The 23,934-nt window shown below is 70.9% G+C and carries 23 protein-coding genes; 9 read left to right on the forward strand and 14 right to left on the reverse strand.

The window, feature by feature from the left end; genetic code table 11:
* Positions 1–8 precede the first annotated feature (8 nt).
* A complete protein-coding gene (locus CRP50_RS16225) occupies positions 9–563 on the forward strand; it encodes a gamma carbonic anhydrase family protein (RefSeq protein WP_097280224.1) in 555 nt (184 codons plus the stop codon).
* A complete protein-coding gene (locus CRP50_RS16230) occupies positions 560–1,072 on the forward strand; it encodes a nucleoside deaminase (protein WP_097280225.1) in 513 nt (170 codons plus the stop codon). The genes CRP50_RS16225 and CRP50_RS16230 overlap by 4 nt, the downstream gene beginning before the upstream one ends.
* 146 nt (positions 1,073–1,218) lie before the next feature.
* Here CRP50_RS16230 and CRP50_RS16235 read toward each other — a convergent pair whose 3' ends face one another.
* The gene (locus tag CRP50_RS16235) at positions 1,219–2,913 is read right to left on the reverse strand and encodes a Na/Pi cotransporter family protein (RefSeq protein ID WP_097280226.1); all 1,695 of its coding nucleotides are present in this window, start codon (positions 2,911–2,913) and stop codon (positions 1,219–1,221) included.
* A 209-nt stretch (positions 2,914–3,122) separates the two neighbouring features.
* Between CRP50_RS16235 and CRP50_RS16240 the strand changes: the two genes are divergently transcribed.
* Positions 3,123–3,836, forward strand: coding sequence for a response regulator transcription factor (locus CRP50_RS16240; RefSeq protein WP_097280227.1), 714 nt, complete (start codon positions 3,123–3,125; stop codon positions 3,834–3,836).
* A 235-nt stretch (positions 3,837–4,071) separates the two neighbouring features.
* Here the strand turns inward: CRP50_RS16240 and CRP50_RS16245 are convergent, their stop codons facing one another.
* Positions 4,072–4,275: a helix-turn-helix domain-containing protein gene (locus CRP50_RS16245; protein ID WP_097280228.1), complete on the reverse strand. Its 204-nt coding sequence runs from the start codon at positions 4,273–4,275 to the stop codon at positions 4,072–4,074.
* 219 nt (positions 4,276–4,494) lie between these two features.
* Between CRP50_RS16245 and CRP50_RS16250 the strand changes: the two genes are divergently transcribed.
* Positions 4,495–4,908 (forward strand): CoA-binding protein, encoded by a 414-nt coding sequence (locus CRP50_RS16250; RefSeq protein ID WP_217992066.1) that lies wholly within the window; start codon positions 4,495–4,497, stop codon positions 4,906–4,908.
* Positions 4,909–4,927: 19 nt separating this feature from the next.
* Here CRP50_RS16250 and CRP50_RS16255 read toward each other — a convergent pair whose 3' ends face one another.
* The 3 genes from CRP50_RS16255 to CRP50_RS16265 all read right to left on the reverse strand — a co-directional run bounded on the left by CRP50_RS16255 (position 4,928) and on the right by CRP50_RS16265 (position 7,314).
* On the reverse strand, positions 4,928–6,157 hold the full coding sequence (locus CRP50_RS16255) for an MFS transporter (RefSeq protein ID WP_097280230.1): 1,230 nt from the start codon (positions 6,155–6,157) through the stop codon (positions 4,928–4,930).
* A gap of 114 nt (positions 6,158–6,271) precedes the next feature.
* Positions 6,272–6,865 (reverse strand): hypothetical protein, encoded by a 594-nt coding sequence (locus tag CRP50_RS16260; RefSeq protein ID WP_097280231.1) that lies wholly within the window; start codon positions 6,863–6,865, stop codon positions 6,272–6,274.
* 185 nt (positions 6,866–7,050) lie between these two features.
* Positions 7,051–7,314 (reverse strand): DUF2249 domain-containing protein, encoded by a 264-nt coding sequence (locus CRP50_RS16265; RefSeq protein WP_097280232.1) that lies wholly within the window; start codon positions 7,312–7,314, stop codon positions 7,051–7,053.
* A gap of 239 nt (positions 7,315–7,553) precedes the next feature.
* Between CRP50_RS16265 and ccoG the strand changes: the two genes are divergently transcribed.
* Positions 7,554–9,002: a cytochrome c oxidase accessory protein CcoG gene (ccoG, locus tag CRP50_RS16270; RefSeq protein WP_097280233.1), complete on the forward strand. Its 1,449-nt coding sequence runs from the start codon at positions 7,554–7,556 to the stop codon at positions 9,000–9,002.
* 27 nt (positions 9,003–9,029) lie between these two features.
* Here ccoG and CRP50_RS16275 read toward each other — a convergent pair whose 3' ends face one another.
* Positions 9,030–10,442: a hypothetical protein gene (locus tag CRP50_RS16275; RefSeq protein WP_097280234.1), complete on the reverse strand. Its 1,413-nt coding sequence runs from the start codon at positions 10,440–10,442 to the stop codon at positions 9,030–9,032.
* Positions 10,443–10,593: 151 nt separating this feature from the next.
* Between CRP50_RS16275 and CRP50_RS16280 the strand changes: the two genes are divergently transcribed.
* Positions 10,594–11,709, forward strand: a complete 1,116-nt coding sequence (locus CRP50_RS16280; RefSeq protein WP_097280235.1) for a CaiB/BaiF CoA transferase family protein — start codon at positions 10,594–10,596, stop codon at positions 11,707–11,709.
* 40 nt (positions 11,710–11,749) lie between these two features.
* On the opposite strand, the gene CRP50_RS16285 is transcribed toward CRP50_RS16280, so the two are convergent.
* The 4 genes from CRP50_RS16285 to CRP50_RS16300 form a co-directional block, all read right to left on the reverse strand.
* A complete protein-coding gene (locus CRP50_RS16285; protein ID WP_141415180.1) occupies positions 11,750–12,055 on the reverse strand; it encodes a hypothetical protein in 306 nt (101 codons plus the stop codon).
* Positions 12,056–12,184: 129 nt separating this feature from the next.
* Positions 12,185–12,637, reverse strand: a complete 453-nt coding sequence (locus CRP50_RS16290; RefSeq protein ID WP_176525215.1) for a bacteriohemerythrin — start codon at positions 12,635–12,637, stop codon at positions 12,185–12,187.
* A gap of 180 nt (positions 12,638–12,817) precedes the next feature.
* On the reverse strand, positions 12,818–13,489 hold the full coding sequence (locus tag CRP50_RS16295; RefSeq protein ID WP_097280238.1) for an SRPBCC family protein: 672 nt from the start codon (positions 13,487–13,489) through the stop codon (positions 12,818–12,820).
* A gap of 146 nt (positions 13,490–13,635) precedes the next feature.
* A complete protein-coding gene (locus CRP50_RS16300; protein ID WP_097280239.1) occupies positions 13,636–15,063 on the reverse strand; it encodes an NAD-dependent succinate-semialdehyde dehydrogenase in 1,428 nt (475 codons plus the stop codon).
* 181 nt (positions 15,064–15,244) lie between these two features.
* Here CRP50_RS16300 and CRP50_RS16305 point away from each other — a divergent pair, with 181 nt between their 5' ends.
* Positions 15,245–17,140, forward strand: coding sequence for an ATP-binding protein (locus tag CRP50_RS16305; RefSeq protein WP_176525216.1), 1,896 nt, complete (start codon positions 15,245–15,247; stop codon positions 17,138–17,140).
* Entirely contained in the window at positions 17,137–17,505 is a 369-nt protein-coding gene (locus CRP50_RS16310) for a response regulator (protein WP_176525217.1), read from the forward strand. Before CRP50_RS16305 ends, CRP50_RS16310 begins: the two co-directional genes overlap by 4 nt.
* Positions 17,506–17,564: 59 nt before the next feature.
* On the opposite strand, the gene CRP50_RS16315 is transcribed toward CRP50_RS16310, so the two are convergent.
* The 3 genes from CRP50_RS16315 to CRP50_RS16325 all read right to left on the reverse strand — a co-directional run bounded on the left by CRP50_RS16315 (position 17,565) and on the right by CRP50_RS16325 (position 19,021).
* Positions 17,565–17,999: a hypothetical protein gene (locus tag CRP50_RS16315; protein WP_097280241.1), complete on the reverse strand. Its 435-nt coding sequence runs from the start codon at positions 17,997–17,999 to the stop codon at positions 17,565–17,567.
* A gap of 126 nt (positions 18,000–18,125) precedes the next feature.
* A complete protein-coding gene (locus CRP50_RS16320) occupies positions 18,126–18,353 on the reverse strand; it encodes a hypothetical protein (protein WP_097280242.1) in 228 nt (75 codons plus the stop codon).
* A gap of 125 nt (positions 18,354–18,478) precedes the next feature.
* Positions 18,479–19,021: a hypothetical protein gene (locus CRP50_RS16325; protein ID WP_097280243.1), complete on the reverse strand. Its 543-nt coding sequence runs from the start codon at positions 19,019–19,021 to the stop codon at positions 18,479–18,481.
* 300 nt (positions 19,022–19,321) lie between these two features.
* On the opposite strand from CRP50_RS16325, the gene CRP50_RS16330 reads away from it, so the two are divergent.
* Positions 19,322–20,596, forward strand: a complete 1,275-nt coding sequence (locus CRP50_RS16330) for a glutamine synthetase family protein (RefSeq protein ID WP_416045215.1) — start codon at positions 19,322–19,324, stop codon at positions 20,594–20,596.
* Positions 20,597–20,680: 84 nt separating this feature from the next.
* On the opposite strand, the gene ileS is transcribed toward CRP50_RS16330, so the two are convergent.
* Entirely contained in the window at positions 20,681–23,824 is a 3,144-nt protein-coding gene (gene ileS / locus CRP50_RS16335; protein WP_097280245.1) for an isoleucine--tRNA ligase, read from the reverse strand.
* Positions 23,825–23,934 lie beyond the last annotated feature (110 nt).

Genomic DNA, 23,934 nt, shown 5'->3' on the forward strand with positions numbered 1-23,934 from the left:
GACGCCGCATGAGCCCGATCACGACCCAGCAGCCGCTCGTCCTGCCCTGGCAGGGCGTGTGGCCGAAGATCGCCGACACCGCCTTCGTCGCCCCCAACGCCACCGTCATCGGCGACGTGGAGATCGGCGCCGACAGCTCCCTCTGGTTCAACGTCACCGTGCGCGGCGACGTGAACTTCATTCGCATCGGCGCCCGCAGCAACATCCAGGACGGCAGCGTCATCCACGTCACGCGCGCCAAGCACGAGACGGTGATCGGCGACGACGTGCTGGTCGGCCACATGGCGGTCATCCACGGCTGCCGGCTGGAAAGCGGCAGCTTCGTCGGCATGGGCGCGACGGTCATGGACGCCGCCGTGGTCGAAGGCGGCGCCATGGTGGCGGCCGGCGCCCTCGTCAGCCCCGGCAAGGTGGTGAAGTCGGGCCAGTTGTGGGCCGGCACCCCCGCCAAGTACATCCGCGACCTGACGGCCGAGGAACTGGAAAGCCTGCCGAAGGGCACCGCCCACTACGCCAACATGGGCCGCCAGTACCGCGAGATGCTGGCGGGCGGCGGCGCATGACGGCGGCGACTCCGCCGGCCACCGATGACGCCGAGGCCGACCCGCACCGCCGCTTCATGCACCGCGCCATCGAGCTGGCGCGCCAGGGCATGGAGACGGGCGCCGGCGGCCCCTTCGGCTGCGTCATCGTGAAGGACGGCGTCATCGTCGGCGAGGGCCACAACGAGGTGGTGGCCGGCTGCGACCCGACCGCCCACGCCGAAGTGGTCGCCATCCGCCGCGCCGCCAGGGAACTGGGCGCCTTCCACCTGGAAGGCTGCACGGTCTACACCAGCTGCGAGCCCTGCCCCATGTGCCTCGCGGCGCTGTACTGGGCACATGTCGAGCGCATCTTCTACGCCGCCGACAAGCAGGACGCGGCCACCGCCGGCTTCGACGACGCCTTCCTCTACCAGGAACTGCCGCGCCCCATGGAGGCGCGCAGCATCCCCTTCGAGCGCCTGCTGGCCGAGGACAGCCGCAAGGTCTTCGAAAGCTACATGGCCCTGGAAGGCCGGATTCCGTATTGATTTCGGATGGTGTCGATCGCTTGCGATCGACACCGCCCTCACGCGCCGGGCGGGTCGCGCCGCGACCCTCGGCTCCCGCGCCTCGCGGCGCGCGGCCGCACTTGCGGCCGGGCAAGGGGCGAAGAGGCCCTCGCCTGCCCCCTCCCCTACTCCGCCGCCGCGCCCAGCGACGGTGCGGCTTCTTCCGTCGCCGGCTCGGGGTCGGCGAGCGCGCGGCAGATGCGCTTGCAGAAGTAATAGATGCGCCGCAGTTGCTCGATCAGCTCCATCTCGCGGGTATAGGCGGCGACGCGGTTGGGCTCGTTGGCGACAAGCCGGGCGGCGCCGTGGCGGGTGGCGGCCTGCACCAGGGCGTGGATGTCGGGCTTCATGGCGACCACCCGGCGCGCCGCGTCCACGTCGCCCGAGCGCACCGCCTCCAGCGTGCCGTCCAGCGCATCGAGCACCCGGTCGTGCAGGGCGGTGACGCGGCGGGCGGAATGTTCGCTGATGGCGATCTTCTCCTCCAGCCGACGGCGGCCGATGGTCACCATGTCGGTCTCCACCAGATCGCCGATGCTCTCCAGCCCCCGCGCCGCCTCCATGAGCGCCAGATAGGTCGTCGCCTGGGACCGCGTCATGGTGCGCGAGCCGATGCGCCGCAGGTAGTCCATCACCGATTCGTAGAGCACGTCGACCCCGGCATCCATGCGCGCCACCGCGTCCAGCGCCGGCCGCGAGCCCTGGATGGCCGCCGGCAGCCCAGCCACCAGCATGCGCCGCACCCGCGCGCCGACATTGCCCAGTTCCAGGCGCACGGCATCCAGGGCGGCGGGCGGCGTCTCCAGCAGGGCGGAGTCGAGGTAGCGGGGCCGCGGCAGATCCTCCATGCCCGGCAGCGGCGCCCGTTCGGGCACCAGCCACAGGATCAGGCGGGTGAGCGGCCCGGTGAACCAGATCATCACCGCCACGTTCACCACGTTGAACAGGGTATGGGCGTTGGCAATCTCGCGCGCCGCGCTGCCGGGCGTCAGGCCGGTGACCACCGCCTCCAGCTGCGGGATGAACGGCAGCCAGGCGACCACGCCGATGACGTTGAACAGCACGTGCGCCAGCGCCGCCCGCACCGCCTCGCGCGGGCGGCCGATGCAGGCCAGCATGGCCGTCGCGCAGGTGCCGATGTTGGCGCCGAGCAGCACCGCGATGCCGGCGTCGAGCGGGATCAACCCCTGCGACGCCATGGTGATGACGATGCCGAGGGTGGCGGCCGAACTCTGCACCACGGCGGTGAACACGAAGCCGACCAGCACGCCCCAAACCGGTTCACGCAGGGTCGCCACCGCCTCCACGAACTCGGGCGACTGGCGCAGGGGCGCCATGGCGTCGCTCATCATCGCCATGCCGAGGAACACGAAGCCGAGGCCGAGCAGCACCGCGCCCCACTGCTTCACCACCTCGTTGCGGGCGAGGAACCCGATGGCGAAGCCGGCGGTGACCAGCGGCAACGCCGCCTCGGTGATCTTGAAGGCGACCAGTTGGGCGGTCATGGTCGAGCCGATGTTGGCGCCCATGATGACGCCGATGGCCTGCCCGAGCGTCATGATGCCGGCCGAGATGAAGCCGACCACCAGCACCGTCGTCACCGACGACGACTGGATCACCGCCGTCACCAGGGCGCCGGTGAAGGCGCCGACGAAGCGGTTGGTGGTCAGCGTCGCCAGCACCTTGCGCATGCTGTCGCCGGCCACCGTGCGCAGGGCGCGCGACAGGGTCTCCAGCCCGAACAGGAACAGCGCGAGCCCGCCGAGCAGCCCGGTGACGATGGCGAAGACGGGAAGGTCCGCGGCGCCGCTGGCGTCCATGGTAAAACCCCCTCGAAGGACGGCGGTCACGAGGCCGCCGGGCCGCAGCAAGCGCACTCTGTGCGCCTTTCGCAGCATACACGGCGACCGGGAAGGTTACAATGGTGTGACAGCGGCCGGTCGCATGGCCCCTTGACCCTACGGGGAATCCCGGCATCCTGACGCGGAAGGCGGGGCAACCATCATCACCGCACGGCATCGGGAGAAGCATGGCGCGACGGGAACGGCTGGTGATCGTCGACGACGACCGCACGGCGCGCGAGTTGACGGGCGACTATCTGCGGCGCGAGGGCTTCGACGTCTGGGAAGCGGCCACCATGGCCGAGGCTCTGGAGGGCGCCCCGCGCTGGGGGGCCGACTGCTGGCTGCTCGACGTCCGCCTGCCCGACGGCGACGGCTTCGACCTGGCGCGCAGCCTGCGGGCCGGGCCGGCGCCCGACGCCGGCATCATCTTCGTCACCTGCCGCGACGACACCATGGACCGCGTCATCGGCCTGGAACTGGGCGGCGACGACTACGTGCCCAAGCCGGTCGCCCTGCGCGAGCTGCTCGCCCGCGTGCGCAGCGTGCTGCGCCGCCGCCGCCCGGCCGTGCCGGCCGATCTGTCGGTGCATACCTTCGACGACTGGACCATCGACCTCACCCGCCGCGAGTTGATGGACCCGGCGGGCGCGCCGGTGCGCCTGACGCGCGGCGAATTCGACCTGCTGGCCGCCCTGGTGCGCTCCGCCGGGCGGCCGGTGGCGCGGTACTACCTGGTGGAGGTGGTGTCCAACCGCGATCCCGACGTCGGCGAGCGCACCGTCGACACCCTGGTGTCCCGCTTGCGCCGCAAGCTGGAGTCCAATCCGCGCAGCCCGCGGCTGATCGTGACGGTGCAGGGGGTCGGCTACAAACTCGCGGCCCAGGTGCGGGGCGGATAATTCCGGGTCCGGACGGATCCCGCGGTTGAAATGTCGCGGTTGCGCCCCATGTCGAGTCGGTGACGAGAAGACTTCCCCTTCTTCGATCAGATCCCGTCCTTGGCGGCGAGCGGCATCCCCTGCCGTTCGCCGCTTTTTTCGTCGCCCGGCCGCGGTCGCGGTGCAAACGTGCGAAGGCCCGGCGCGACGGCCGGGCCTTCGTGTCGGGGCGGTGTGCGGCGGGCGGCGCCGGGCGTCAGCTGCGGTCGGGCGTGGCCGGCGCCGGAATGTTGGCGTGGGCGTCGGCGAAGGCTTCCAGGTCCCGCACGGCGATCCGCCAGTCGCGGCCCACCTTGATGGCGCGCAGCTTGCCGTGGCGGATCCAGTCGCCCACCGTGCGGGGCGTGACCTTCATGCGCTCCGCCACTTCGTTGACGGTCAGCATGGGAGTGCGGAACATGCGCGGACTCCAGTGATCGGGCTCACCGGGTATCCACATCCGGCCGGCGGCGCGCCGCACCGGAGGATACCCTTCCGAAAACGCATATAAACACATGCCCGCTGCTTTCAACCACTGTCTCATGCGCATCCCGCCGTCGCCCTTCGGCGTAGCATGCGCGACTCCGCCACCGCGAGGGAGACCGCCGCCATGCCCGCCGACGACTTGCGCCACGCCCCCATGGACGCGCGCGTCCACGCCCTGCTCACCCAATGCCGCCGCATCGCCGTGGTCGGCGCCTCGCCCAAGGCCCACCGCGCCAGCAACCGCGTCATGGCCTTCCTCGGCCGCCACGGCTACGAGACGGTGGCGGTGAACCCGGGGCACGAGCGCATCGACGGCGTGCCCTGCTTCCCGCGCCTCGCCGACGTGCCGGGGCCGGTAGACATGGTGGACGTGTTCCGCCGCAGCGAGCGGGCCGGCGACATCGTCGACCAGGCCATCGCGCTGAAGGACGAGAAGGGCATCCGGGGGGTGTGGCTGCAGCTCGGCGTCATCGACCATGCGGCGGCGGAACGCGCCGCCGCCGCCGGGCTGATCGTCGTCATGGACCGCTGCCCGGCCATCGAACTGCCGCGCCTCGGCCTCGGTTGACGCGCGGCGGGCGCCCGCCCTACTCGGCCGGCACGGCCACGGGGGCCGGCTTGGGCTGGTCGCCGGGCAGGCGCAGGGCGCAGGCGGCGATGATGGCGGCGGCGCTGGCGAGGCCGACGTAGAGCCAGAAGAAGTCGCCCGTGGTGCCGCGGATCCACCCCGCCAGCTGCACGCCGAGGCCGGAGATACCGAAGGCGATGACGAACTTGGCGCCATAGGCGGTCGCCCGCCAGCGCGCCGGGGTGAACTTGGCGAGCAGGCTGTTCTCCGCCGGCAGGGCGCCGATGCTCAGCGTCACCATCATCACCGCCGTCAGCAGCAGCGGCACGCCGGCGAGGCTCGCCGCCGCCGCCAGCAGCGGCACCTGCACCAGATACATGCCGATGTAGACGGCCTTCAGCGGGTAGCGGTCGGCGAGATGGCCGCACCACACCTGCAGCAGCCCGGCGACGCCGTAGACGATCATCACCGCCGTGCCGATGCCGAGCGTGCCGGTGCCGCCGATCCAGTCGCCGAGACGCTCCTCGAACACCTTGGGCAGGCTCGATTGCGTCGCCTGATAGATGAGGCCGCCGCACAGCATGCATAGGGCCAGGATGGCGTAGGCGCGCACCGTGTCGCGGCGGTCGGGTTCGGCCTGCGGGGCGGCGTCGCGCTTGGTCTCGCGGATGACGCCGGTGCGCAGCAGCACGACGAAGACGACGCCCAGCGCCAGCACCAGCACCGCCGGCGCGATGAAGGCCGACCGCCAGCCGAAGGTCTCGATGAGGGCGCCGGCCGTCACGCCCGCCGCCGCCGGGCCGAGGCCGCCGAACACGCCGTTGAAGCCCAGCGCCTTGCCGCGGTTCTTCGCCGAACGCACCAGCCAGGCGATGCCGACGGGGTGGTAGATGGACCCGAAGATGCCCATGGCGACCAGTGCCAGCGCCATTTCCGTCGGCGATCCGGCGAGCCCGACCCACAGGGCGGAGGCGCCGAGGCCGAGGAAGTAGACCGCCATCATGCCCGTCGCCGACCAGCGATCGCCGAGCCACCCGGCCGCCGGTGCGCACAGGCCGTAGAGCAGCTTGCCGACGATGATGAGGGTCAGCGCCTGCTCGTAGGGAATGCCGAACTGCTTCGGCAGCACCAGGGCGACCACGTAGAACACGGGCTCGAACAAGTGGCTGAAGAAGTGCGCGATGCCGGCGATCCACGCGACCGTGCGGGCCTCGCGCTCGGCGGGGTCGGCGGCGACGGAGGTCGGCATCGGCGGGCTCCATGGACACGGTGGAGGCGACAGCATAAGCGCACCACCGCGCAGCGTCCCAGGGCCATTACCGGATCGTGGCGGGGCTGGCCGTCCCGGACGGCCGGCCGCGCGTCACCAGGGGAAGCTGCCGCGCGCCTGCTTGAGGCAGCGGCTCAGCTTCTTGGCGTTGCCGGCGTAGCGCAGATGGCAGCCGTCCTCCAGCGCTTCCTCGAACAGGCGGGGGTCGCCGTTGAGGCAGCGGCGCAGCTTGCTCGGGTTGCCCTCGTAGCGGGCGACGCAGCCCTGGTCGAGGGCGGCCGACTGCCCCTTGCTCAGGTTGTCGCGGGGGTCGTCGCGGTCGCGCCCGCCGTAGCCGCCGCCGAACCCGCCACCGCCGCCGGGGAACCCGGGGAAGCCGAGGTTGGTCTGCGGCCGGCCGACGGAGTCCGTGGGGATCTGGCGGCCGTAGCGGTCGACATAGATGGCGCGGCCGTATCGGTCGGTGACCGGGCGGCCGAAGCGGTCGACCAGCAACCGCGCGTCGCCCTGCCGGCCGTAGGAGGAGGACGAACCGCCGTCGCCCCAGCTCCAGCTCAGGGTGCCGTCGTTGCCGTACCCGCCGCCGTCGTTCAAGCGCGGGTCGAGGGCCCCGGCCGAGGTCACCGACAGGCAGCCGGTGAGCAGAAGGGTGGCGCAGGCGGCGGCGAGGCTGCGGAGGCTCGGCATGGCGGGGCTGTCCGGCTGGAGGGATCCACGCTGGCTACGCTGCCCCGGCATGATGGCGGAATTGCGGATGGGGTGGTGGGGCGGCACAACGGGCGTTCCGTCCGCGCCCCGCCGCCCCCCCAAAGCGAAAAAGGGCCCGCCGTCCGGGAGGAGGACGGCGGGCCCGGCGGTGGTGCGGCGTCCCCTCAGCCGCCGCAACAGCCGCAACAGTGGTCCTTGCCGCGCAGCTTTTCGATGCGGACCTGCCACTGCTCCGGCCCCTGGGCGAGGTAGGCCCAGGCGAACTCGCCGTCGTGCAGGGCTTCGAACTGGCGGTGCAGCGGCACCGGGTCGTGGTCGACGTCCAGGCGCAGGGCGCCGCCCACGGGCAGGCGGCCGAAGCTGTCGAAGATGGCGTGGTGGCGGTCCCACGGCGCGAGGGCGGCCACGTCGATGACGATGTCGGACAAGGAAGCGGTCTCCGCTGATCGGTTGTGCGTCGCGCCCGATCCTGCCCGGCCCGCCCCCCCCGCCCCTTGATCCCGGTCAAGCCGCCGCCCGCCCCATCGCCCCGTTTTGACCAACGTCAAGGGCGCCCCGTCACGGTGCGGGCATGGTCCGGAAACGATGGCGCCGACACCTCTTCCGTTCGGTCGGCGCCCGGTCTATATGATGCAGATACGATGCATCTTATCCAAACGGGGTCCGCATGAGCCAGACGCAGACGCACGGGGGCGGCAGCCTCTACGCCAGCCGCGTGAAGATCCACCCGAAGGCGGTCAAGGGGCCGTTCCGGCGGGCGAAGGACGTTCTCGGCGTGGCGCTGATGATCGTCTTCTTCGTGTCGCCGTGGCTGCGCTGGACCCGCACCGGCACGGCACCGGACCAGGCGATCCTGCTCGACCCCGTCGGCCAGCGCGGCTGGTTCTTCGGCCTGGAGATCTGGCCGCAGGAAGTCTACTACCTCGCCGGCATCCTCATCGTCGGGGTGCTGGCGCTGTTCATGACGGCGTCGCTGGCGGGCCGCGTATGGTGCGGCTTTTCGTGCCCGCAGACGGTGTTCACCGACCTGTTCATCCGCGTCGAGCGCCTGTTCGAGGGCGAGCGGGCCGCCCGCATCCGCCTCGACAAGGCGCCCATGAGCCTGAACAAGGCCGCCCGCCGCGCCGGCAAGCACACCGTCTGGCTGCTCATCGCCGCCGCCTTCGGCGCCACCGTCACCTTCTATCTGGCCGACGCGCCGACCACCCTGGTCGGCTACCTGACCCTGGACGCGCCGCTGTGGCTGGCCGGCATCGCCGCCACCTTCATGGCCTCGACCTACCTGCTGGCCGGCTTCGCCCGCGAGCAGTTCTGCAACTACATGTGCCCGTGGCCGCGCATCCAGTCGGCCATGCTGGACGACAACAGCCTAGTCGTCACCTATCAGGACCAGCGCGGCGACAGCCGCGGCCCCAAGCGCAAGTCGCAGACCTGGGAGGAGCGCTTCGCCGCCGGCTTCGGCGACTGCATCGATTGCGGCCAGTGCGTGCAGGCCTGCCCCATCGGCATCGACATCCGCCAGGGCGTCAACGCCGACTGCATCAACTGCGGCCTGTGCATCGACACCTGCGACGGCATCATGACCACCATCGGCCGACCGCAGCGCCTGATCCGCTTCGACAGCTTCGCCAACGCCCGCGCCCGCACCGAGAAGCGCGCCGAGCCGACCCGCCTGCTGCGGCCGCGCAGTTTCGCCTACGTGGCGGTGCTGGCGGTGCTCGGCATCGGCCTCGCCGGCGCCTACGCCGGCCGCTCGACGCTGGACGTCACGGCGCTGAAGGAACGCTCGCCGCTGTTCGTGGCGCTGTCCGACGGCTCCATCCGCAACACCTACACCCTGAAGGTCCACAACAAGGACCGCGAGGCGCGCCGTCTGGAACTGGCCATCGCCGACGCCCCCGAGGGCATGTCGCTCAGCATGCTGGCCGCCGACGGCACCGCCACTGAAGCCTTCGACGCGGTGGACGTGGCGCCCGACGGCGTCGCCTCGCTGCGCCTCTTCGTGCAGGCGCCGCGCGGGGCGGAACGGCCGGAGGAAGTGACGCTGGTGGTGCGCGACGCCGATACCGGCCAGACCCTGCGCGAGGGCCTCGCGTTCAGCTGGCCGGGGGCCTGACCCCCGGCAGTCGGTTGGCGGGGCGCCTCAGCGCCCCTCCACCTTCAGGGCCAGGGCGGCGGAGCCCTGCCCCATCTGCAGCGCCGCCAAGGCGACCGGCAGCAGCACCGGTGCCGTCGGCTGCAGGGTGATGCTGAAGGCGTTGCCGCCGACCAGGAAGGCCCGCACCGCCTCCGCCACCATGGCGGCATCCTCGGCCGAAACGGCCTCCTGCGCCTCCATGGCGACCATGGCCGCCGCCATGTCGGCGAAGCCCTGGCGATCGCCGCCCGACAGGTCGTCGATCAGCACGTCGGCGAGGCGGTCGTCCGTATAGGTCAGGCTCGCGCCGACCAGGGAGATGCGTCCCGCCATGGCCTCGGCGGCGGCGAAGTCGTCGGCATCCAGCGCGGCGGCCAGTTCCACCAGCGGTACGTCGCGCAGATCGGCCTGCAGCACCGCCTCGCCCATGCCCTCGCTGCGCACCCGCAGCGGGCCGAGCGTCAGCGCGCCGGAATCGGCGTCGAACCGCTGCACCGCTTCCACCGACAGGTCCACCGTATCGCGCCCGAGCGCCTGCAGCATGGCACCGGCGACCGGGTTCTCGTCGGCGACGACGCTGGCCGGCAGGGTCACGTGGTCGATGCGGGTGTTCGACGACACCAGCACACCATCCACGCGCTCGATGCCGTCGACGGTGACCCCGCCGACGCCGAAGGACACCGTCGGGCCGGTCAGGGACAGCTCGGTCAGGCCCAGTTCGGTGATGCCGAAGGCGTTGCCGGCGGCGACCTGCAGGGCGTCCTCGTCCATCCGCCCGATGCCGCCCAGGTCGAGGCCGGCGACGGCCAGCCGCTGCAGGCTCATGGCCGTGCCGTCGGTGGCGGCCAGGGCGGCGCCCTCCAGCGTGACGCGGCCGTAGCGGCCGGCGGCGACGTCGGCGAAGGTCAGGGTCTTGGCGGTCATGCTCACCGAGCGATCGTCGGGCCGCGCCTCGACCTGCGTCAGTACCAGGGTGCCGACGCCGAGCCCGCCCAGCAGATGGGCGACGGCCTCGGCGTCGTCGGCCTGGTCGGGGATGTCGGGCAGCGGCGCGACGGCGGTGGCGGCGATGCCGCCGATGGTGACGACGCCGGCATCCGGCAGGGTCATCACCACGTCCGTCAGGTCGGCGGTCTCGGCGCCGCCCTCGGGCGTCAGGCCCTCGGCGCGCAGCGAGGCGATGCGGGCCTGATAGCCGTCGGCGCGCTGGTAGGTCAGGCCGCGCACAGTGACGCCGCGGCCGAAGGGCTCGGCATCGACGCCGCTCCAGGTCAGCTGCTCGCCGGTGCCGAGAGAGGCCGCCAGATCCTCCAGCACCGTCTGGGCGCGGGCGTCGGCCACCCGGTCGGCGATCAGGTATCCGCCGCCGGCGACGGCGACGACGGCAGCCGCGGCGATGGCGGCGACCTTGGTATTCATGAACGTGATCCCCCCCGAACTTTCGATGCCCATAGGAGTAGCACGGGTGCCGGGAGCCGTCAGCTTTACGTTTACGGAAACTTCCGCTTGCGGCACTCTGGCGCTCGCCGTTCATCGCCCACCGCTTCGCCCGGGAAGGAGCCCCCGCCCCATGCTTGCCGATTGCCTCGCCGGTATCCGCGTGCTCGACCTCAGCCAGTACGTGCCTGGGCCCTATGCGACGCTGCTCATGAGCGACCTCGGGGCCGAGGTGGTGAAGGTGGAGCCGCCGGCGGGCGACCCCATGCGCGGCCTGCCGCCGCTGGGCGCCGACGGCGTGGCGCCGGCCTACCACGGGCTCAACCGCAACAAGACGGTGGTGCGCCTCGACCTCAAGAGCGAGGACGGCAAGGCGGTGCTGCGCGACCTGGTGGCGGCGGCCGACGTGCTGCTGGAAAGCTACCGCCCGGGCGTGCTGGAGCGCCTCGGCTTCGGGCCGGAGGACCTGCGCCGCCTCAACCCGGGTCTCGTCCACTGCGCCCTGTCGGGCTTCGGCCAGACCGGGCCGCTGCGCCTGCGCGCCGGGCACGACTGCACCTACATGGCGCTCGCCGGGGCGCTGGCGGTGACGGGGACGGCGGACCTGCCCATCGCGCCCTTCCCGCCCATCGCCGACCACGCGAGCGCCATGAACGCCGTCATCGCCACGCTCGCCGCCCTGGTGCGCCGCGGCCGCACCGGCCGAGGGGCGGCGCTCGACCTGTCCATCTACGAAAGCGGCCTCGCCCTGCAGTACCAGAGCCTGCTGACGGCGGCGACGGCCCCCATCGCCCACGAGCGCGACCTGTTGAACGGTGCCGCGGCCTATTACCGCGTCTACCGCTGCGCCGACGGCGGCTTCATGGCGCTGGGTGCCATCGAGCCCAAGTTCTGGCGCGATTTCTGCGTCCAGGTCGGGCGCGAGGACTGGATCGCCCGCCAGGACGAGCCCTTCCCGCAGACGGCCCTGACCGCCGAGGTGGCGGACTTGATCGCGAGCCGCAGCCGCCAGGAGTGGACGGACGCCTTCGTCGAGGTCGACTGCTGCTTCGAGCCGGTGCTGACGCCCGCCGAGGCCGCCACCCACCCGCAGGCGGCGGCGCGCGGCATGGTGACTCTGCTGCCGACGGGCGACGCCGAACCGCTGTTCCCCGCCCACGCCGACGGCCAGCCGCCGGCGGCCCGGCGCCCGCTGGTGGAGGCCGAGGCGACGGCGGTGCGCGACGCCTGGACGGCGCGGCGCGACTGAGCGGAGGCAGAGGGCAGGACGAGGCCGGCCGGCGCCGGCCTCAGCCGTCCAGCGTCATGTCGACGGCGATGCCGCCGGCCTTGGCGACGCGCACGACCTTGCGGCTCTTGCGGGCGATGGGGATCTTCGCCTTCATGCAGTAGGCGAGCAAAGCCGCCGCCACGAAGGGCTCCTCCATGACGTGGTAGAGCTGCTTGCCCTCGCGCGTCTGCATGTGCACGCGCAGCTTCACGGGCAGTTCGCCCTCCACCTTGAAGTCGAGCACCGCCCCTTGCGGGGCGCCGGTGTTGGACGTCAGGCTGAACTCGGACAAGGCGCGCGCCACCTCGACTTCGCTGAAGAGCAAGCGGCGGATTTCCGTCGGCATTCCACAGGGTCCCCCAAAGGCGCCCTTGGTTCGGCGCCCGATTCCCCCAACACATTACCGTGTAATGACTCTCACGCAAAGGATGCCGCTCGGCGCGGCTCGGCTCCGTCAGCCGGCGGCCAGGCGGGACTCCATGTGGCGCTGGATGTGCGGCTTCAGCTTCATGTCTTCCTGCAGGATGTGCTCCAGCAGCCAGGCGTTGAGGATGCCGAGCAGTTCCGCATAGGAATGGTGGTCGCATGCCACCCCTTCCGACTCCAGCTTCTCGCGCTTCTGCTTGAACCGCTTGTAGGCGGCGAGCAGCCGGCCGACCAGCACGCGGTGCTTCTCCTGGTGGGTGTCGCGCAAGGGATACCCGATCTCGCGCTGCAGGGCCTCTTCCCGCGCGAAGTGGATCTTGGTGTATTCCGCCAGCTCGCGGAACGTCTGGTCGAGCGCGATGAACGCCGCGCCGTTGCGGGTCAGGTTCTCGAAGGTGTTGAGAATGTCGATGAGCGCCTTGTGATCGCCGTCGATGACGGGATGCCCGACACTCATCTGGTCGCGCCACGTGATGGCCATGTGAGTCCGCCTCCCAACCTCACAGGTATTCTTGGTTGGGACAACCATCGCACGACGTTCTGTCCCCTGCAAACAGTGCGGAGGGCATAAGACCGCCCCTGCCGCCCCGCCCCGACCCGCCGTTTGGTCGGAAGCGGGGTCGCAGCGGACTCGGCCGTGCCGGGTCTGACCGGGCCTGCCTCAGCCGAGCGGGCTGCCGGCGGCGCCGGTGCTGGGCTGGCCTTCCAGCAGGCGCTTCAAGGCCATCAGGTCGTCGCGCGCCTGCACGTCCGGCTCCTCGCCCAGCAGGCGGGCGATGGCGGCACCCAGCCTGCCGCCGGGGGCTTCGTAGGTGAGTGTCAGGTGGACCTCGGTGCCATCGTCGGGCGCGTCGTCGAACACCACCGTCCCTTCGCTGCGCACGTCGGCCGGCGGCACCGTGCGCCAGCGGATGCGGCGATCCTGCTCGATGTCGTAGAGCTCGGCGTCCCACCCGAACGAGGTGCCGGCGGGGCCGCGGACCACCCAGTGGTGGCGGTCGGGACCGGCGGCGGTGACGCTCTCCACATGGCTCATGAACTGCGGGAAGTGGGTCGGGTCGCGCCAGTAGGCGAAGACCTCGTTGCGCGGCCGGGCGATGGTGACGCTGCGGTGGACGCGCAGCCAGCGGCTCGGCTTGTGGGCGGCGCCGGGCGCGATACCGTCGCCCTCGCGCATGCGGTGGTAGAGGTAGGCGCCGCCGGCCGCGACCGCGGCGAGGCCGAGCGGCCCCATCTTGCGCAGCGCGAACAGGGCGACGAGCCCGCCGGCGACGAGGGCGCCGGTGCCGAGGGGTCTGGCGTCGCCCCCGGCGGGAGGTGTGCGGTCGGTCATTGCGGGGCCTCCGGTGGATCTGGGCCGGGCGGCGGAGTGCCGCCCTGTCGATCCCCCGAACGCCGTGCGGCCGACCGCCGTTCCGCGCGGCGGCCGTCGGAAGCCGGGAGCGGCGGCGCCGGCCGCCGCTCCCTGCCCCCGCGTCGTCACACCGAGAAGCCGGCCAGCTTGGTCTCCAGGTACTCGTCGATGCCCTCGTGACCGCCCTCGCGGCCGAGGCCGCTGTCCTTCATGCCGCCGAAGGGCGCGGCGGCCGCGGTCGGGTTGATGTCGTTGATGCCGACGATGCCGAACCGCAGCGCCTCCATGCAGCGCCACGCCCGCCCGATGTCACGGGTGTAGACGTAGGCCGCGAGGCCGTAGGACGTGTCGTTGGCCATGCGCAGCACCTCGTCCTCGTCGTCGAAGACGATGACCGGCGCCACCGGGCCGAAGGTCTCCTCGCGGTAGATGCGCATCTCCGGCGTCACCCCGGCGAGCAGGGTCGGCGCGAAGAAGTGGCCCTGGGCGAGTGCCCCCTCGGTCAGGCGGGCACCGCCGGCGACGGCGGTCGCGCCCTTGGCGACGGCGTCCTGCACCTGGGCTTCCACCTTGGCGACGGCCGCCTCGTTGACCAGCGGGCCGATGGTGACGCTGTCGTCGAGGCCGGAGCCCGCCTTCATCTTCGCCACCCGCTCGGCGAACACGGCGGTGAAGCGCTCCACCTGGCTGCGGTGGACGAAGAAGCGGTTGGGCGAGATGCAGGCCTGCCCGGTGTTGAGGAACTTCACCAGGCTGGCGCCCTTGGCGGCGTGCTCGGCGTCGGCGTCGTCGAACACCAGGAAGGGCGCATGGCCGCCCAGTTCCAGCGACACCCGCTTCATGTTGGCGGCGGCCTGCGAGGCGAGCATCTTGCCGACCGGCGTCGAGCCCGTGAAGGTGATCTTGCGCACCACTGGGTTGGTGACGAATTCCTCGCCCACCGGCTTCGGGTCGAGCGCGGTGACGAGGTTCACCACGCCCTTGGGCAGGCCGGCGGCCTCGAACACCCGGAACATCTCCACGGCGCACAGCGGCGTCGCCTCGGCGGGCTTGAGCACCACCGTGCAGCCGGCGGCCAGCGCCGGGCCGACCTTGCGGGTGATCATGCTGATGGGATAGTTCCACGGTGTCACAGCCGCCACCACGCCGACCGGCTGCTTCAGCACCACGAAGCGCTGGTCGCCGCGCGGCGCCGGGATGGTCTCGCCGTAGACGCGCTTGGCTTCCTCGGCGTACCACAGCAGGAAGTCGGCGCCGTACTGCACCTCGTTGCGGGCGGCCTTGAGCGGCTTGCCCTGCTCGGTGGACATCAGGCGGGCGAGGTCTTCCTTGCGCTCCAGCATGATCTGCCAGGCGCGGTAGAGGAAGGCCGAGCGCTGGTAGGCGGTGGTGCGCGACCAGCCGGCGAAGGCGGCCTCGGCGGCGGCGATGGCGGCGCGCGCCTCGGCGGTTCCGCCGTCGGGCACCCGGCCGATCTCCTCGCCGGTCGCCGGGTTGGTGACGGGGAAGGTCCGGCCGCCGTCGGCCTGCACCCACTGTCCGTCGATGTACATGGATCGTCTCCTGGCTTGTTCTCGGTTTCGTGGCGCGCGCCCGCCCGGCCGTCGCGCCGGCGGATTGTGGGCGGCGGCGCGCCCCTTGGCAACCGCTCCGCGACTCCCGATCTTTTGCCATTGCACAGCATCTTCGTTTGCCGCACTCTGCGCCGAGGATCTTCCGAGGATTCATCCGCCCATGCTCACCACCCTGGCGCCCGACGGCCTGCGCACGCTGATCGATGCGATCGGCGCGCCCGTCTTCGTGGTCGCGGTGGAGGACGAGGGCGCCTTCCGCTTCGTCGCCGTCAACGGCCGCCTGGAGACGCTGGTCGGCGTCACCGACGCCGCCCTGCGCGGCCACCGCATCGAGGACGCCCTGCCCGCCGACGTCGCCGAGCGCCTCGGCCGGCGGCTGGCGGACTGCGTCGCTGCCGGCCATGCCTACGAGTACGACGGCTACATCGAGAACGACGGCGTCCGCTGGCTGAAGGTGTCGCTGACGCCGCTGCTCGACGACGCCGGGCGGGTGGTGCGCATCATGGGCGTACCGCTCGACGTCACCGACACCCGCATGGCCGAGGACCGACTGCTGCGCGCCGCCGAGGCGGGCGGCGTGGCCGTGTGGGAATGGACCCTCGGGCCCGACGCGGACGGCGGGCTGCTCAAGCAGGTGAACCTCGCCCCGCTGCTCGGCCTGAGCGAGGACGCCGGCACCGACGCCGCCGCGTGGCTCGGCGCCATGACGGACGAGGCCCGTGCCCGCCTGACGCCCATGATCGAGGCGGCCATCGCCGCCGGCGGCGGCATCGTCACCATGGATTACGCCCAGCCGACGCCGGCCGGCCCGCGCCACCTGCTCGGCCGCGGGCGTGTGTGTGTCGACGGCGGCAGCGTGCGCATCGTCGGCTCGACCGTCGACGTCACCGAGCGCCAGGCCCTGACCCGCGCCCTGACCGCCGAACGCACCATCTTCCGCGAACTGGCGCAGCTGTCGTCCGACTGGTTCTGGATGACCGACGAGAACGACCGCTTCGTGCCCTTCCCCGCCGTCGGCGAGGGCGACGGGGTGACCGTGCTGCAGGCCGAGGGCCTGTCGCGCCGCGACCTGCTCGACCCCCGCCTGCCGGCCGAGGACATGGCCGAGATCGAGGCGGCGGTGGCCGCACGGCGGCCGTTCCGCGACCTCGTCTACCCGCAGCGGCGGGCCGACGGCACCACCTCCACCGTCAGCATCAGCGGCAACCCGCGCTTCGACGAAGCGGGGCGCTACCTCGGCTACATCGGCGTCTGCACCGACATCACGGCGCGCCGCAACTGGATGAAGCTGCAATACGGCCGCCAGAAGATGGAGGCGCTGGGCCAGATGGCTGGCGGCCTCGCGCACGAGCTGAACAACCTGCTGCACCCCATGATCGCCTTCGCCACCCGCGCCCGCCGCATGGTCGGCGACGAGTCGCCGGCGGCACCGCTGCTGGAGGACATCGCCACCAGCGGCCGGGCGGCGCGCGACATCGTGCGCGGCGTGCTCACCTTCTCGCGCCACGACCGGGCGGAGCAGCGGCCCATCGTGCTGGCCGACGCCATCTGCCGCGCCGTCGATTTCGCGGTCGGCGTGCTGCCGCGCGAGGCGCGCGTGGTGCGGTCCATCGAGCCTCTGCCCGATACCGCCGCCGTGCGCGCCGCCGACGTGGCGCAGGTGGTGATGAACCTGGTCAGCAACGCGCTCGACGCCACCGGCGGCGGCGGCACCCTCACCGTCGGCCTGCGCCGGGTGCAGGTGCCGGGCGACGCGGCGGCGGAAGCGCGGGGGCTGGCGCGCGGCGCCTATGCCGTGCTGCGCATCGCCGACGACGGCTGCGGCATGGATGCCGCCGTGCTCGGCAGCATCTTCGATCCGTTCTTCACCACCAAGCCCGTCGGCGAAGGCACCGGCCTCGGCCTGTCCGTCGTCTACGGGATCGCCCGGGGATGGGGCGGCGACGTGGCGGTGACCAGTGCCCCCGGGGAGGGTGCTGCCTTCGAGGTGTTCGTCCCGCTGGTGGCGGAGGCGGCATCGTCCCAGCAACGGCAGACGAGGGATATCGCGGTTTGAAGCGGATACTCTTGGTGGAGGACCAGCCGCTGGTCCGCAAGGCGGTGCGCGGCGCCCTGGAAGACGCCGGCTTCGGCGTGGTGGAAGCCGGCGACGGCGAAGAAGGCCTGTCGGCGGCGCGGCGCGACAGCTTCGACCTGGCCATCGTCGACATCTGGATGCCGCGCGTCGACGGCATCGAGTTCCTGAAGCAGGTGCGCGCCATCCACGCCGACCTGCCGGTGATCGTCATCTCCGGCGGCGGCCCCGACGCGCCGCTCGAGGTGAAGGCCCACCTGGCCCAGGCCCACGGCGCCCACGAGGTGCTGTTCAAGCCCTTCGAGGACGACGAACTGATGGCGGCGGTGGACCGCGCCCTCGGCTGAGACCGTAGCAAGGTCGGGCGCCGGCTGTCGCAGGCCTGCGCCCGCCTCTCCGGGCGGTCTTACTTGCCCTTCATGGCCCGCACGTACATCTGCAGGCGGCCGTCTTCCAGCAGGATGCCGTAGCTGTCGCCGGTGCGGAAAGTCTCGCCCGACTTCTGGCCGCCGGACCAGATGAGCGGCAGTTCGAAGATTTCCTGCTCGTCGCCCTGGCTGATGACGAAGGTCACCGCGCTGCCGGTCTGCGACACGACCGTGAACAGCTTGCCGCTCTCGCCGTCTTCGAATACCGAGCCGAGCTTGGCGTCGCCGAATTCGCGCACGGTCCAGGCCTTGGTCTGCACGGCCGGGGGCATGGACTTGATGACCTTGGTGGTGCCGATGGCGCCTTCGGCGGCGGCCTGGGCACCGGCGTCGGCGGGCGCCAGGGTCGCGGCGGCGAGCGCCAGCGCGGCGAGGGCGAAAAGGCGGCGCGGGGCGCGCAGGGAAAGCAGCATCGTCCGGACTCTCTGTCTGTACCGCTCGGGAATGGACGGCCGACTCCGGCCGCACGTCCTCCATTACCACAAGCGAGCGGCCCCGTCGCCGATTCCGTCACCCGATGGCTTAGACCGTCCGGTCCCTCACCGCGTCCGGCGGTTGAAGTCGAGCAGCTTCGGGCGCGGCAGGGCACCGCCTTCGGCCGGACGGTCGTCGCGGCGCACATAACGGCGTTCCGCGTCGGGAATCTCGGGGCTGCGGCCGCCGGTGAAGTCGTAGACCTTCGGCGTCTGCACGGTCACCGGCGATCCGCGGTCGCCGGGCAGGCCGGTGAGTGCGAAGCCGTAGGGTGTGCGGGTCCGTGTCGTCATGGGGTCCTCCTGCGTGCCGTCCGGGGGCGGCCGCGGGCCGCGCCTCCTGCACGAATCGTAGACCCAGACTTAGCGAGTCGGACTTTGGTATCCAGTGACCTGGATCACACCGGCGGTTGAAGGGATCATCCGCCGGGGAACGCGCGCAGATCCGTCGGCGGATCGTCGTCGTCCATCTCCGGCGGCATCGGGGCGGGATGGCTGCGCACCGGGCGCGGCTGCGCGGGCACCGCCGGCTGGGTGGCGGCGCTCATGCGGGCGAGATCGCGCCCCACCGCTTCCAGCGCCCGCTGCAGCTCGAGCTGGCGGCGGCGCAGCTCGTCGATGGCTTGGGCCTGCGCGAGTCTCGCCGCCTCCCCCTCGCGACGCACCTCCGCCACCGTCTCGGCGGTGCCGGCGGCGGCCTCGGCAGTCAGTCGTTCGACGTCGCGGGCCAGCTGTTCCTTCAGCTTGGCGACATCGTCGTGCACCTCGCGCCGGATCTTCTTGGAGCGGCCGGCCGCCTCCTCCTCGATCTCGGCGAGCCGGCGGTCGAGCACGGCGTTCAGCTCCACCTTCAGCTCGTAGGCCTTGCGCACCAGCGCCGACATGTAGGTCAGCAGCCCGATGACCAGCACCGCGAGCAGCGCGAGGCCGATGGTCATGCCGGCGACGGAAGACATGGACATGGCTCAGATCCCCTACGGAGGAGGTAGATCCCCCTTCCTTGGTCGTAGATTGTCTTCCTCCGAAAGCGGTTGCGCAAGGGCCGAAGCGACACGCGCTGCGGTAGACGTTTTTCGCTCTGCGAGCCCCCTGTCGCCAAACCCGACGGTCACGGTATAGTACGGTTGTTCGCAACCATCTGCGTGAGTGACATGCCAAATGCAGACACACCCCCCCAGCACACCCCTGAACAGTCCGTCGAGTACCTGACCGAGTGGATCCGCTCCCGCGGGATCACCGAAGTCGAGTGCCTCGTGCCCGACATGTCCGGCATCCCCCGCGGCAAGATCCTGCCGGCCCACAAGTTCCTCTCGGGCCTCACCGACCGCGGCCTGCGCCTGCCGGAAAGCGTGTTCATCCAGACCGTCACCGGGGAATACCCGGAAGAAGACGTCATCGACGAGATCGACGGCGACATCTATCTGCGGCCCGACGCGGCCTCCATCCGCATCGTGCCGTGGTACGAGGAACCGACCGCCCAGGTCATCAACGACTGCATCCATCGCGACGGCCGCCCGGTCGACATCTCGCCGCGCCACGTTCTGCAGAACGTGCTGCGCCTGTACGAGAACAAGGGCTGGAAGCCGGTCATCGCGCCGGAGCTGGAATTCTTCCTCGTCAAGGTGAACGCCGACCCCGACTACCCGCTGGAGCCGCCCATCGGCCGCTCCGGCCGGCCGGAAATCGGCCGCCAGGCCTACGGCATCGACGCCGTGAACGAGTTCGATCCGCTGTTCGAGGACGTCTACGACTACTGCGATGCGCAGGACCTCGACGTCGACACGCTGCACCACGAGGGCGGCGCCGCGCAGATGGAGATCAACTTCAACCACGGCGAGGCGCTGAGCCTGGCCGACCAGGTGTTCCTGTTCAAGCGCACCGTGCACCAGGCGGCGCTGCGCCACGACGTCTATGCGACGTTCATGGCCAAGCCGCTGGAGGGCCAGCCCGGCAGCGCCATGCACATGCACCAGTCCATCGTCGACCCGAAGACCGGCAAGAACCTGTTCGCCACCGCCGACGGGACGGAGACGGACCTGTTCCGCTGGCACATCGGCGGGCTGCAGAAGTACCTGCCGCAGGCCATGCTGCTGCTCGCGCCCAACGTGAACAGCTTCCGCCGGCTGGTGCGCAACTACAACGCCCCCATCAACATGCATTGGGGCCGCGACAACCGCACCGTCGGCCTGCGCGTGCCGTTCTGCCAGCCGGAGGCCATGCGCGTCGAGAACCGCCTGTCGGGGGCCGACGCCAACCCCTACCTCGCCATGGCGGCGTCACTCGCCTGCGGGTACCTGGGCATGACCGAGCAGATCGAGCCGACCAAGCCGATCACCGGCTCGGGCTACACCAAGGCGCACGCCCTGCCGCGCCACATGCCGGAAGCCATCGACCGCTTCGCCCATGCGCGCAAGCTGCAGGAGGTGCTCGGCGAGAGCTTCTGCCGCGTCTACGCTGCGGTGAAGGAGGCCGAGTGGGACGCCTACCAGGACGTCATTTCGTCATGGGAGCGCGAGTATCTGCTGCTGAACGTGTAAACAGCCGGCAGTCGCCGTAAAAGAAACGCCGCCGGACCCGGGTCACCCCGGTTCCGGCGGCGTCTTTGCTTTCGGCGCCGGCGATCAGGCCGCCGCCGTCTCCGCCTTGGCGACGCCGATGCGCACCGTCTGGCCCTGCATCTCGTGCTCCGAGACGTGGCCGGCGGCCGAGAGGTCGTCGGTCAGGCGCAGGTCGACGGCCAGCGTCTCCTTCTTCACCGTCTCGCCGAACTGTTCCAGCGCCGGGCGCAGGCCCTCGGGCGCCGCCACCGTCAGGACGATGCGGTCGGAGATGTGCAGGTCGGCGTCCTTGCGGGTCATCTGCACGAGGCGGATGACGTCGCGCGCCTGGCCTTCGCGCTCCAGGTCGTCGGTGACGGTAACGTCGAGGATCACGACGCCGTGGCCGCGGGCGACGGTCGCCGAGTGGACGCCCTCGGCCGTCAGCACGCGCAAGCTGAAGTCGTCGCCGGCCAGAACCTGCCCGGCGATCTCCACCGTGCCGGCGTCGGTGAGCGTCCACTCGCCCGCCTTGCCGGCCGCCATGACGTCGCGCATGGCCTTGCCGATGCGGGCGCCGATCTTGGGGTTCACGTGCAGCGACTGGGTACCGTACGCATGCGGATTATCCGACAGGGTGATCGCCTTGACGTTCACCTCGTCGCGGATGACGTCCTCGAAGGCGCGCAGGCGCTCCACCTCCGGCACCGCCACCGTCAGTTCCGGCAGCGGCAGGCGGACGCGCTTGTTGGCGGTTTCGCGCAAGCCCAGCGTCGCCGAGGCGATCTCGCGCACCAGATCCATGGTGTCGAGCAGCTCGGTCTCCGCCGGCAGGGCCTCGGCCTCGGGCCAGTCGGCCAGGTGCACGCTCTCCTCGCCGGTCAGCCCCTTGTAGATGGCTTCCGTCAGGAAGGGCAGCAGCGGCGCCGCCGCCTTGCACACCGTCACCAGCACCGTATAGAGCGTGTCGAAGGCCGCCTGGTCCACCTTGCCGCCCTCGGCCCAGAAGCGCGGGCGGGAGCGGCGGATGTACCAGTTGTTCAGCGTGTCGATGAACGGCGGCAGCGCGGCGCAGGCGCCGGGGATGTCGTAGACGTCGAGCGCCTTCTGCACGTCGGTCACGAAGCGGCGCGTCTTGCCGAGGATGTAGCGGTCGAGCACGTTGTCCGAGCCCGTGGCGATCTTCGCCTGCACCCCTTCCGCATTGGCGTAGAGCGTGAAGAAGTAATAGGCGTTCCACAGCGGGATCACCACCTGCCGCTGGGTCTGGGCGATGTCGCGGCCGTCCTTGGCGAGCGCCAGGTCGCCGCCGGTGAGCAGCGGCGAGCCCATCATGTAGAAGCGCAGCGCATCGGACCCGTAGGTGTTGAACATGTCCACCGGGTCCGGATAGTTCTTCAGGCGCTTGGACAGCTTCTGGCGGTTCTCGTCCAGCACCACGCCGTGGCACATGCAGCTGCGGAACGGCGCCTTGCCGAACAGCGCCGTCGACAGCACCACCAGCGTGTAGAACCAGCCGCGCGTCTGGGCGACGTATTCCACGATGAAGTCGCCGGGGAAGTGGCCTTCGAACCACTCCTTGTTCTCGAACGGGTAATGCACCTGGGCGAAGGGCATGGAGCCCGATTCGAACCAGCAGTCGAACACGTCCTCGATGCGGCGCATCATGGACTTGCCGGTCGGGTCGTCGGGGTTCGGGCGCACCAGTTCGTCGATGAACGGGCGGTGCAGGTTGTCGGGCCGCACGCCGAAGTCGCGCGCGATCTCGTCCAGGCTGCCGTAGACGTCGACGCGCGGATAGCGCGGGTCGTCGGACTTCCAGATGGGCAGCGGCGTGCCCCAGAAGCGGGCGCGGCTGATGTTCCAGTCGCGCGCGTTCTCCAGCCAGTTGCCGAACAGGCCGTCGCGGACGTGCGCCGGCGTCCAGTCGATGCCCTTGTTGACCTCGACCATCTTGTCCTTGAAGGCCGAGACCTTCACGTACCAGCTGTTGATGGCCTTGTAGATCAGCGGCGTGTCGGTGCGCCAGCAGTGCGGATAGTTGTGGCGGTACTGCTCGTGCTTGACGACGCGACCCTGCGCCTTCAGCTCCTGGATGATCGGCTTGTTGGCGTCGAACACCAGCATGCCGTGGTAGTCCGGCACCTCGGCGGTGAACTTGCCTTCGCTGTCCACCGGCACCACCAGCGGGATGCCTTCCTTCTCGCAGACGAGCAAGTCGTCCTCGCCGAAGCCCGGCGCGAGGTGGACGGTGCCCGAGCCCTCGGAAACGTCGACGAAGTCGGCGGTGATGACGCGGAAGGCGTTGGCGGTCTTGGCGAACCACGGGAACAGCGGCTGGTAGGCGCGGCCGGCCAGATCACGGCCGGTGACCGTGCCGACGCGCGGCAGGTCGCCCAGCTCCTTCTTGTAGCGGCCGAGCGTCTGGGCACCGATGATGAGGTGCTCGCCGTCCTTCTCCAGCACGGCGTATTCGATGTCGGCCCCGACCGCCAGCGCCAGGTTGGACGGCAGGGTCCAGGGCGTGGTCGTCCAGGCCAGCAGCTTGAGCGGCGCCGCATCGCCGTCGCGCGGCACCAGGGTGAAGCCGACGGTGATCGCCGGGTCCTCGCGCTCGCGGTAGGAGTTGTCGAGGCGGGTCTCGAAGTTGGACAGCGGCGACTGCACGGCCCAGCTGTAGGGCACGACGCGGTGGCCTTCGTAGACCAGGCCCTTGTCCCACAGGGTCTTGAACGCCCACAGCACCGACTCCATGAAGTCGATGTTCATGGTCTTGTAGTCGTTCTCGAAGTCGACCCAGCGGCCCTGGCGGGTGACGTAGTATTCCCAGTCGCTGGTGAACTGCAGCACCGACGTCTGGCAGGCGGCGTTGAACTTCTCGATGCCGTAATCGAGGATGGCCTGACGGCCGGAGACGCCGATCTCCTTTTCCGTCGTCAGCTCGGCGGGCAGGCCGTGGCAGTCCCAGCCGAAGCGGCGGTCGACCTTGTGGCCGCGCATGGTCTGGTAGCGCGGCACGGTGTCCTTCACGTAGCCGGTGACCAGATGCCCGTAGTGCGGCAGGCCGTTGGCGAACGGCGGGCCGTCGTAGAACACGAACTCGCTGCCGCCGTCTCGGCTCGACACCGACCGCTCGAAAATCTTCTCCCGCTTCCAGAACTCGAGGGTCTGTTCCTCGAGCTTGGGGAAGCTCGGGCTGGACTGGATTTCGGGGTAGTGTTTGGTCATCGGTGTTCCGGCATCCTGAGTGGCGGCCCGGCGCCCGCGCAAAACCACGGCGCCCGCGTCCGCGAAGCGACACGGTGAGATGGGGAGCGGATCATACGAAAGCCACCCCG

The sequence above is a fragment of the Caenispirillum bisanense genome (genome assembly GCF_900230255.1).
In the GTDB taxonomy this organism is placed as follows: Bacteria; Pseudomonadota; Alphaproteobacteria; order Rhodospirillales; family Rhodospirillaceae; genus Caenispirillum; species Caenispirillum bisanense_A.

What these genes read in the sequence shown, in the direction of transcription:
- CRP50_RS16225 (WP_097280224.1), top strand. Translation starts at nt 9, where the DNA reads ATGAGCCCGATCACGACCCAGCAGCCGCTCGTCCTGCCCTGGCAGGGC.
- CRP50_RS16315 (WP_097280241.1), bottom strand. Translation starts at nt 17,999, where the DNA reads ATGCTGCTTTCCCTGCGCGCCCCGCGCCGCCTTTTCGCCCTCGCCGCG.
- CRP50_RS16325 (WP_097280243.1), bottom strand. Translation starts at nt 19,021, where the DNA reads ATGTCCATGTCTTCCGTCGCCGGCATGACCATCGGCCTCGCGCTGCTC.
- CRP50_RS16250 (WP_217992066.1), top strand. Translation starts at nt 4,495, where the DNA reads ATGGACGCGCGCGTCCACGCCCTGCTCACCCAATGCCGCCGCATCGCC.
- CRP50_RS16255 (WP_097280230.1), bottom strand. Translation starts at nt 6,157, where the DNA reads ATGCCGACCTCCGTCGCCGCCGACCCCGCCGAGCGCGAGGCCCGCACG.
- CRP50_RS16235 (WP_097280226.1), bottom strand. Translation starts at nt 2,913, where the DNA reads ATGGACGCCAGCGGCGCCGCGGACCTTCCCGTCTTCGCCATCGTCACC.
- CRP50_RS16305 (WP_176525216.1), top strand. Translation starts at nt 15,245, where the DNA reads ATGCTCACCACCCTGGCGCCCGACGGCCTGCGCACGCTGATCGATGCG.
- ileS (WP_097280245.1), bottom strand. Translation starts at nt 23,824, where the DNA reads ATGACCAAACACTACCCCGAAATCCAGTCCAGCCCGAGCTTCCCCAAG.
- CRP50_RS16330 (WP_416045215.1), top strand. Translation starts at nt 19,322, where the DNA reads ATGTCCGGCATCCCCCGCGGCAAGATCCTGCCGGCCCACAAGTTCCTC.
- CRP50_RS16230 (WP_097280225.1), top strand. Translation starts at nt 560, where the DNA reads ATGACGGCGGCGACTCCGCCGGCCACCGATGACGCCGAGGCCGACCCG.
- ccoG (WP_097280233.1), top strand. Translation starts at nt 7,554, where the DNA reads ATGAGCCAGACGCAGACGCACGGGGGCGGCAGCCTCTACGCCAGCCGC.
- CRP50_RS16295 (WP_097280238.1), bottom strand. Translation starts at nt 13,489, where the DNA reads ATGACCGACCGCACACCTCCCGCCGGGGGCGACGCCAGACCCCTCGGC.
- CRP50_RS16240 (WP_097280227.1), top strand. Translation starts at nt 3,123, where the DNA reads ATGGCGCGACGGGAACGGCTGGTGATCGTCGACGACGACCGCACGGCG.
- CRP50_RS16275 (WP_097280234.1), bottom strand. Translation starts at nt 10,442, where the DNA reads ATGAATACCAAGGTCGCCGCCATCGCCGCGGCTGCCGTCGTCGCCGTC.
- CRP50_RS16300 (WP_097280239.1), bottom strand. Translation starts at nt 15,063, where the DNA reads ATGTACATCGACGGACAGTGGGTGCAGGCCGACGGCGGCCGGACCTTC.
- CRP50_RS16320 (WP_097280242.1), bottom strand. Translation starts at nt 18,353, where the DNA reads ATGACGACACGGACCCGCACACCCTACGGCTTCGCACTCACCGGCCTG.
- CRP50_RS16280 (WP_097280235.1), top strand. Translation starts at nt 10,594, where the DNA reads ATGCTTGCCGATTGCCTCGCCGGTATCCGCGTGCTCGACCTCAGCCAG.
- CRP50_RS16245 (WP_097280228.1), bottom strand. Translation starts at nt 4,275, where the DNA reads ATGTTCCGCACTCCCATGCTGACCGTCAACGAAGTGGCGGAGCGCATG.
- CRP50_RS16260 (WP_097280231.1), bottom strand. Translation starts at nt 6,865, where the DNA reads ATGCCGAGCCTCCGCAGCCTCGCCGCCGCCTGCGCCACCCTTCTGCTC.
- CRP50_RS16290 (WP_176525215.1), bottom strand. Translation starts at nt 12,637, where the DNA reads ATGGCCATCACGTGGCGCGACCAGATGAGTGTCGGGCATCCCGTCATC.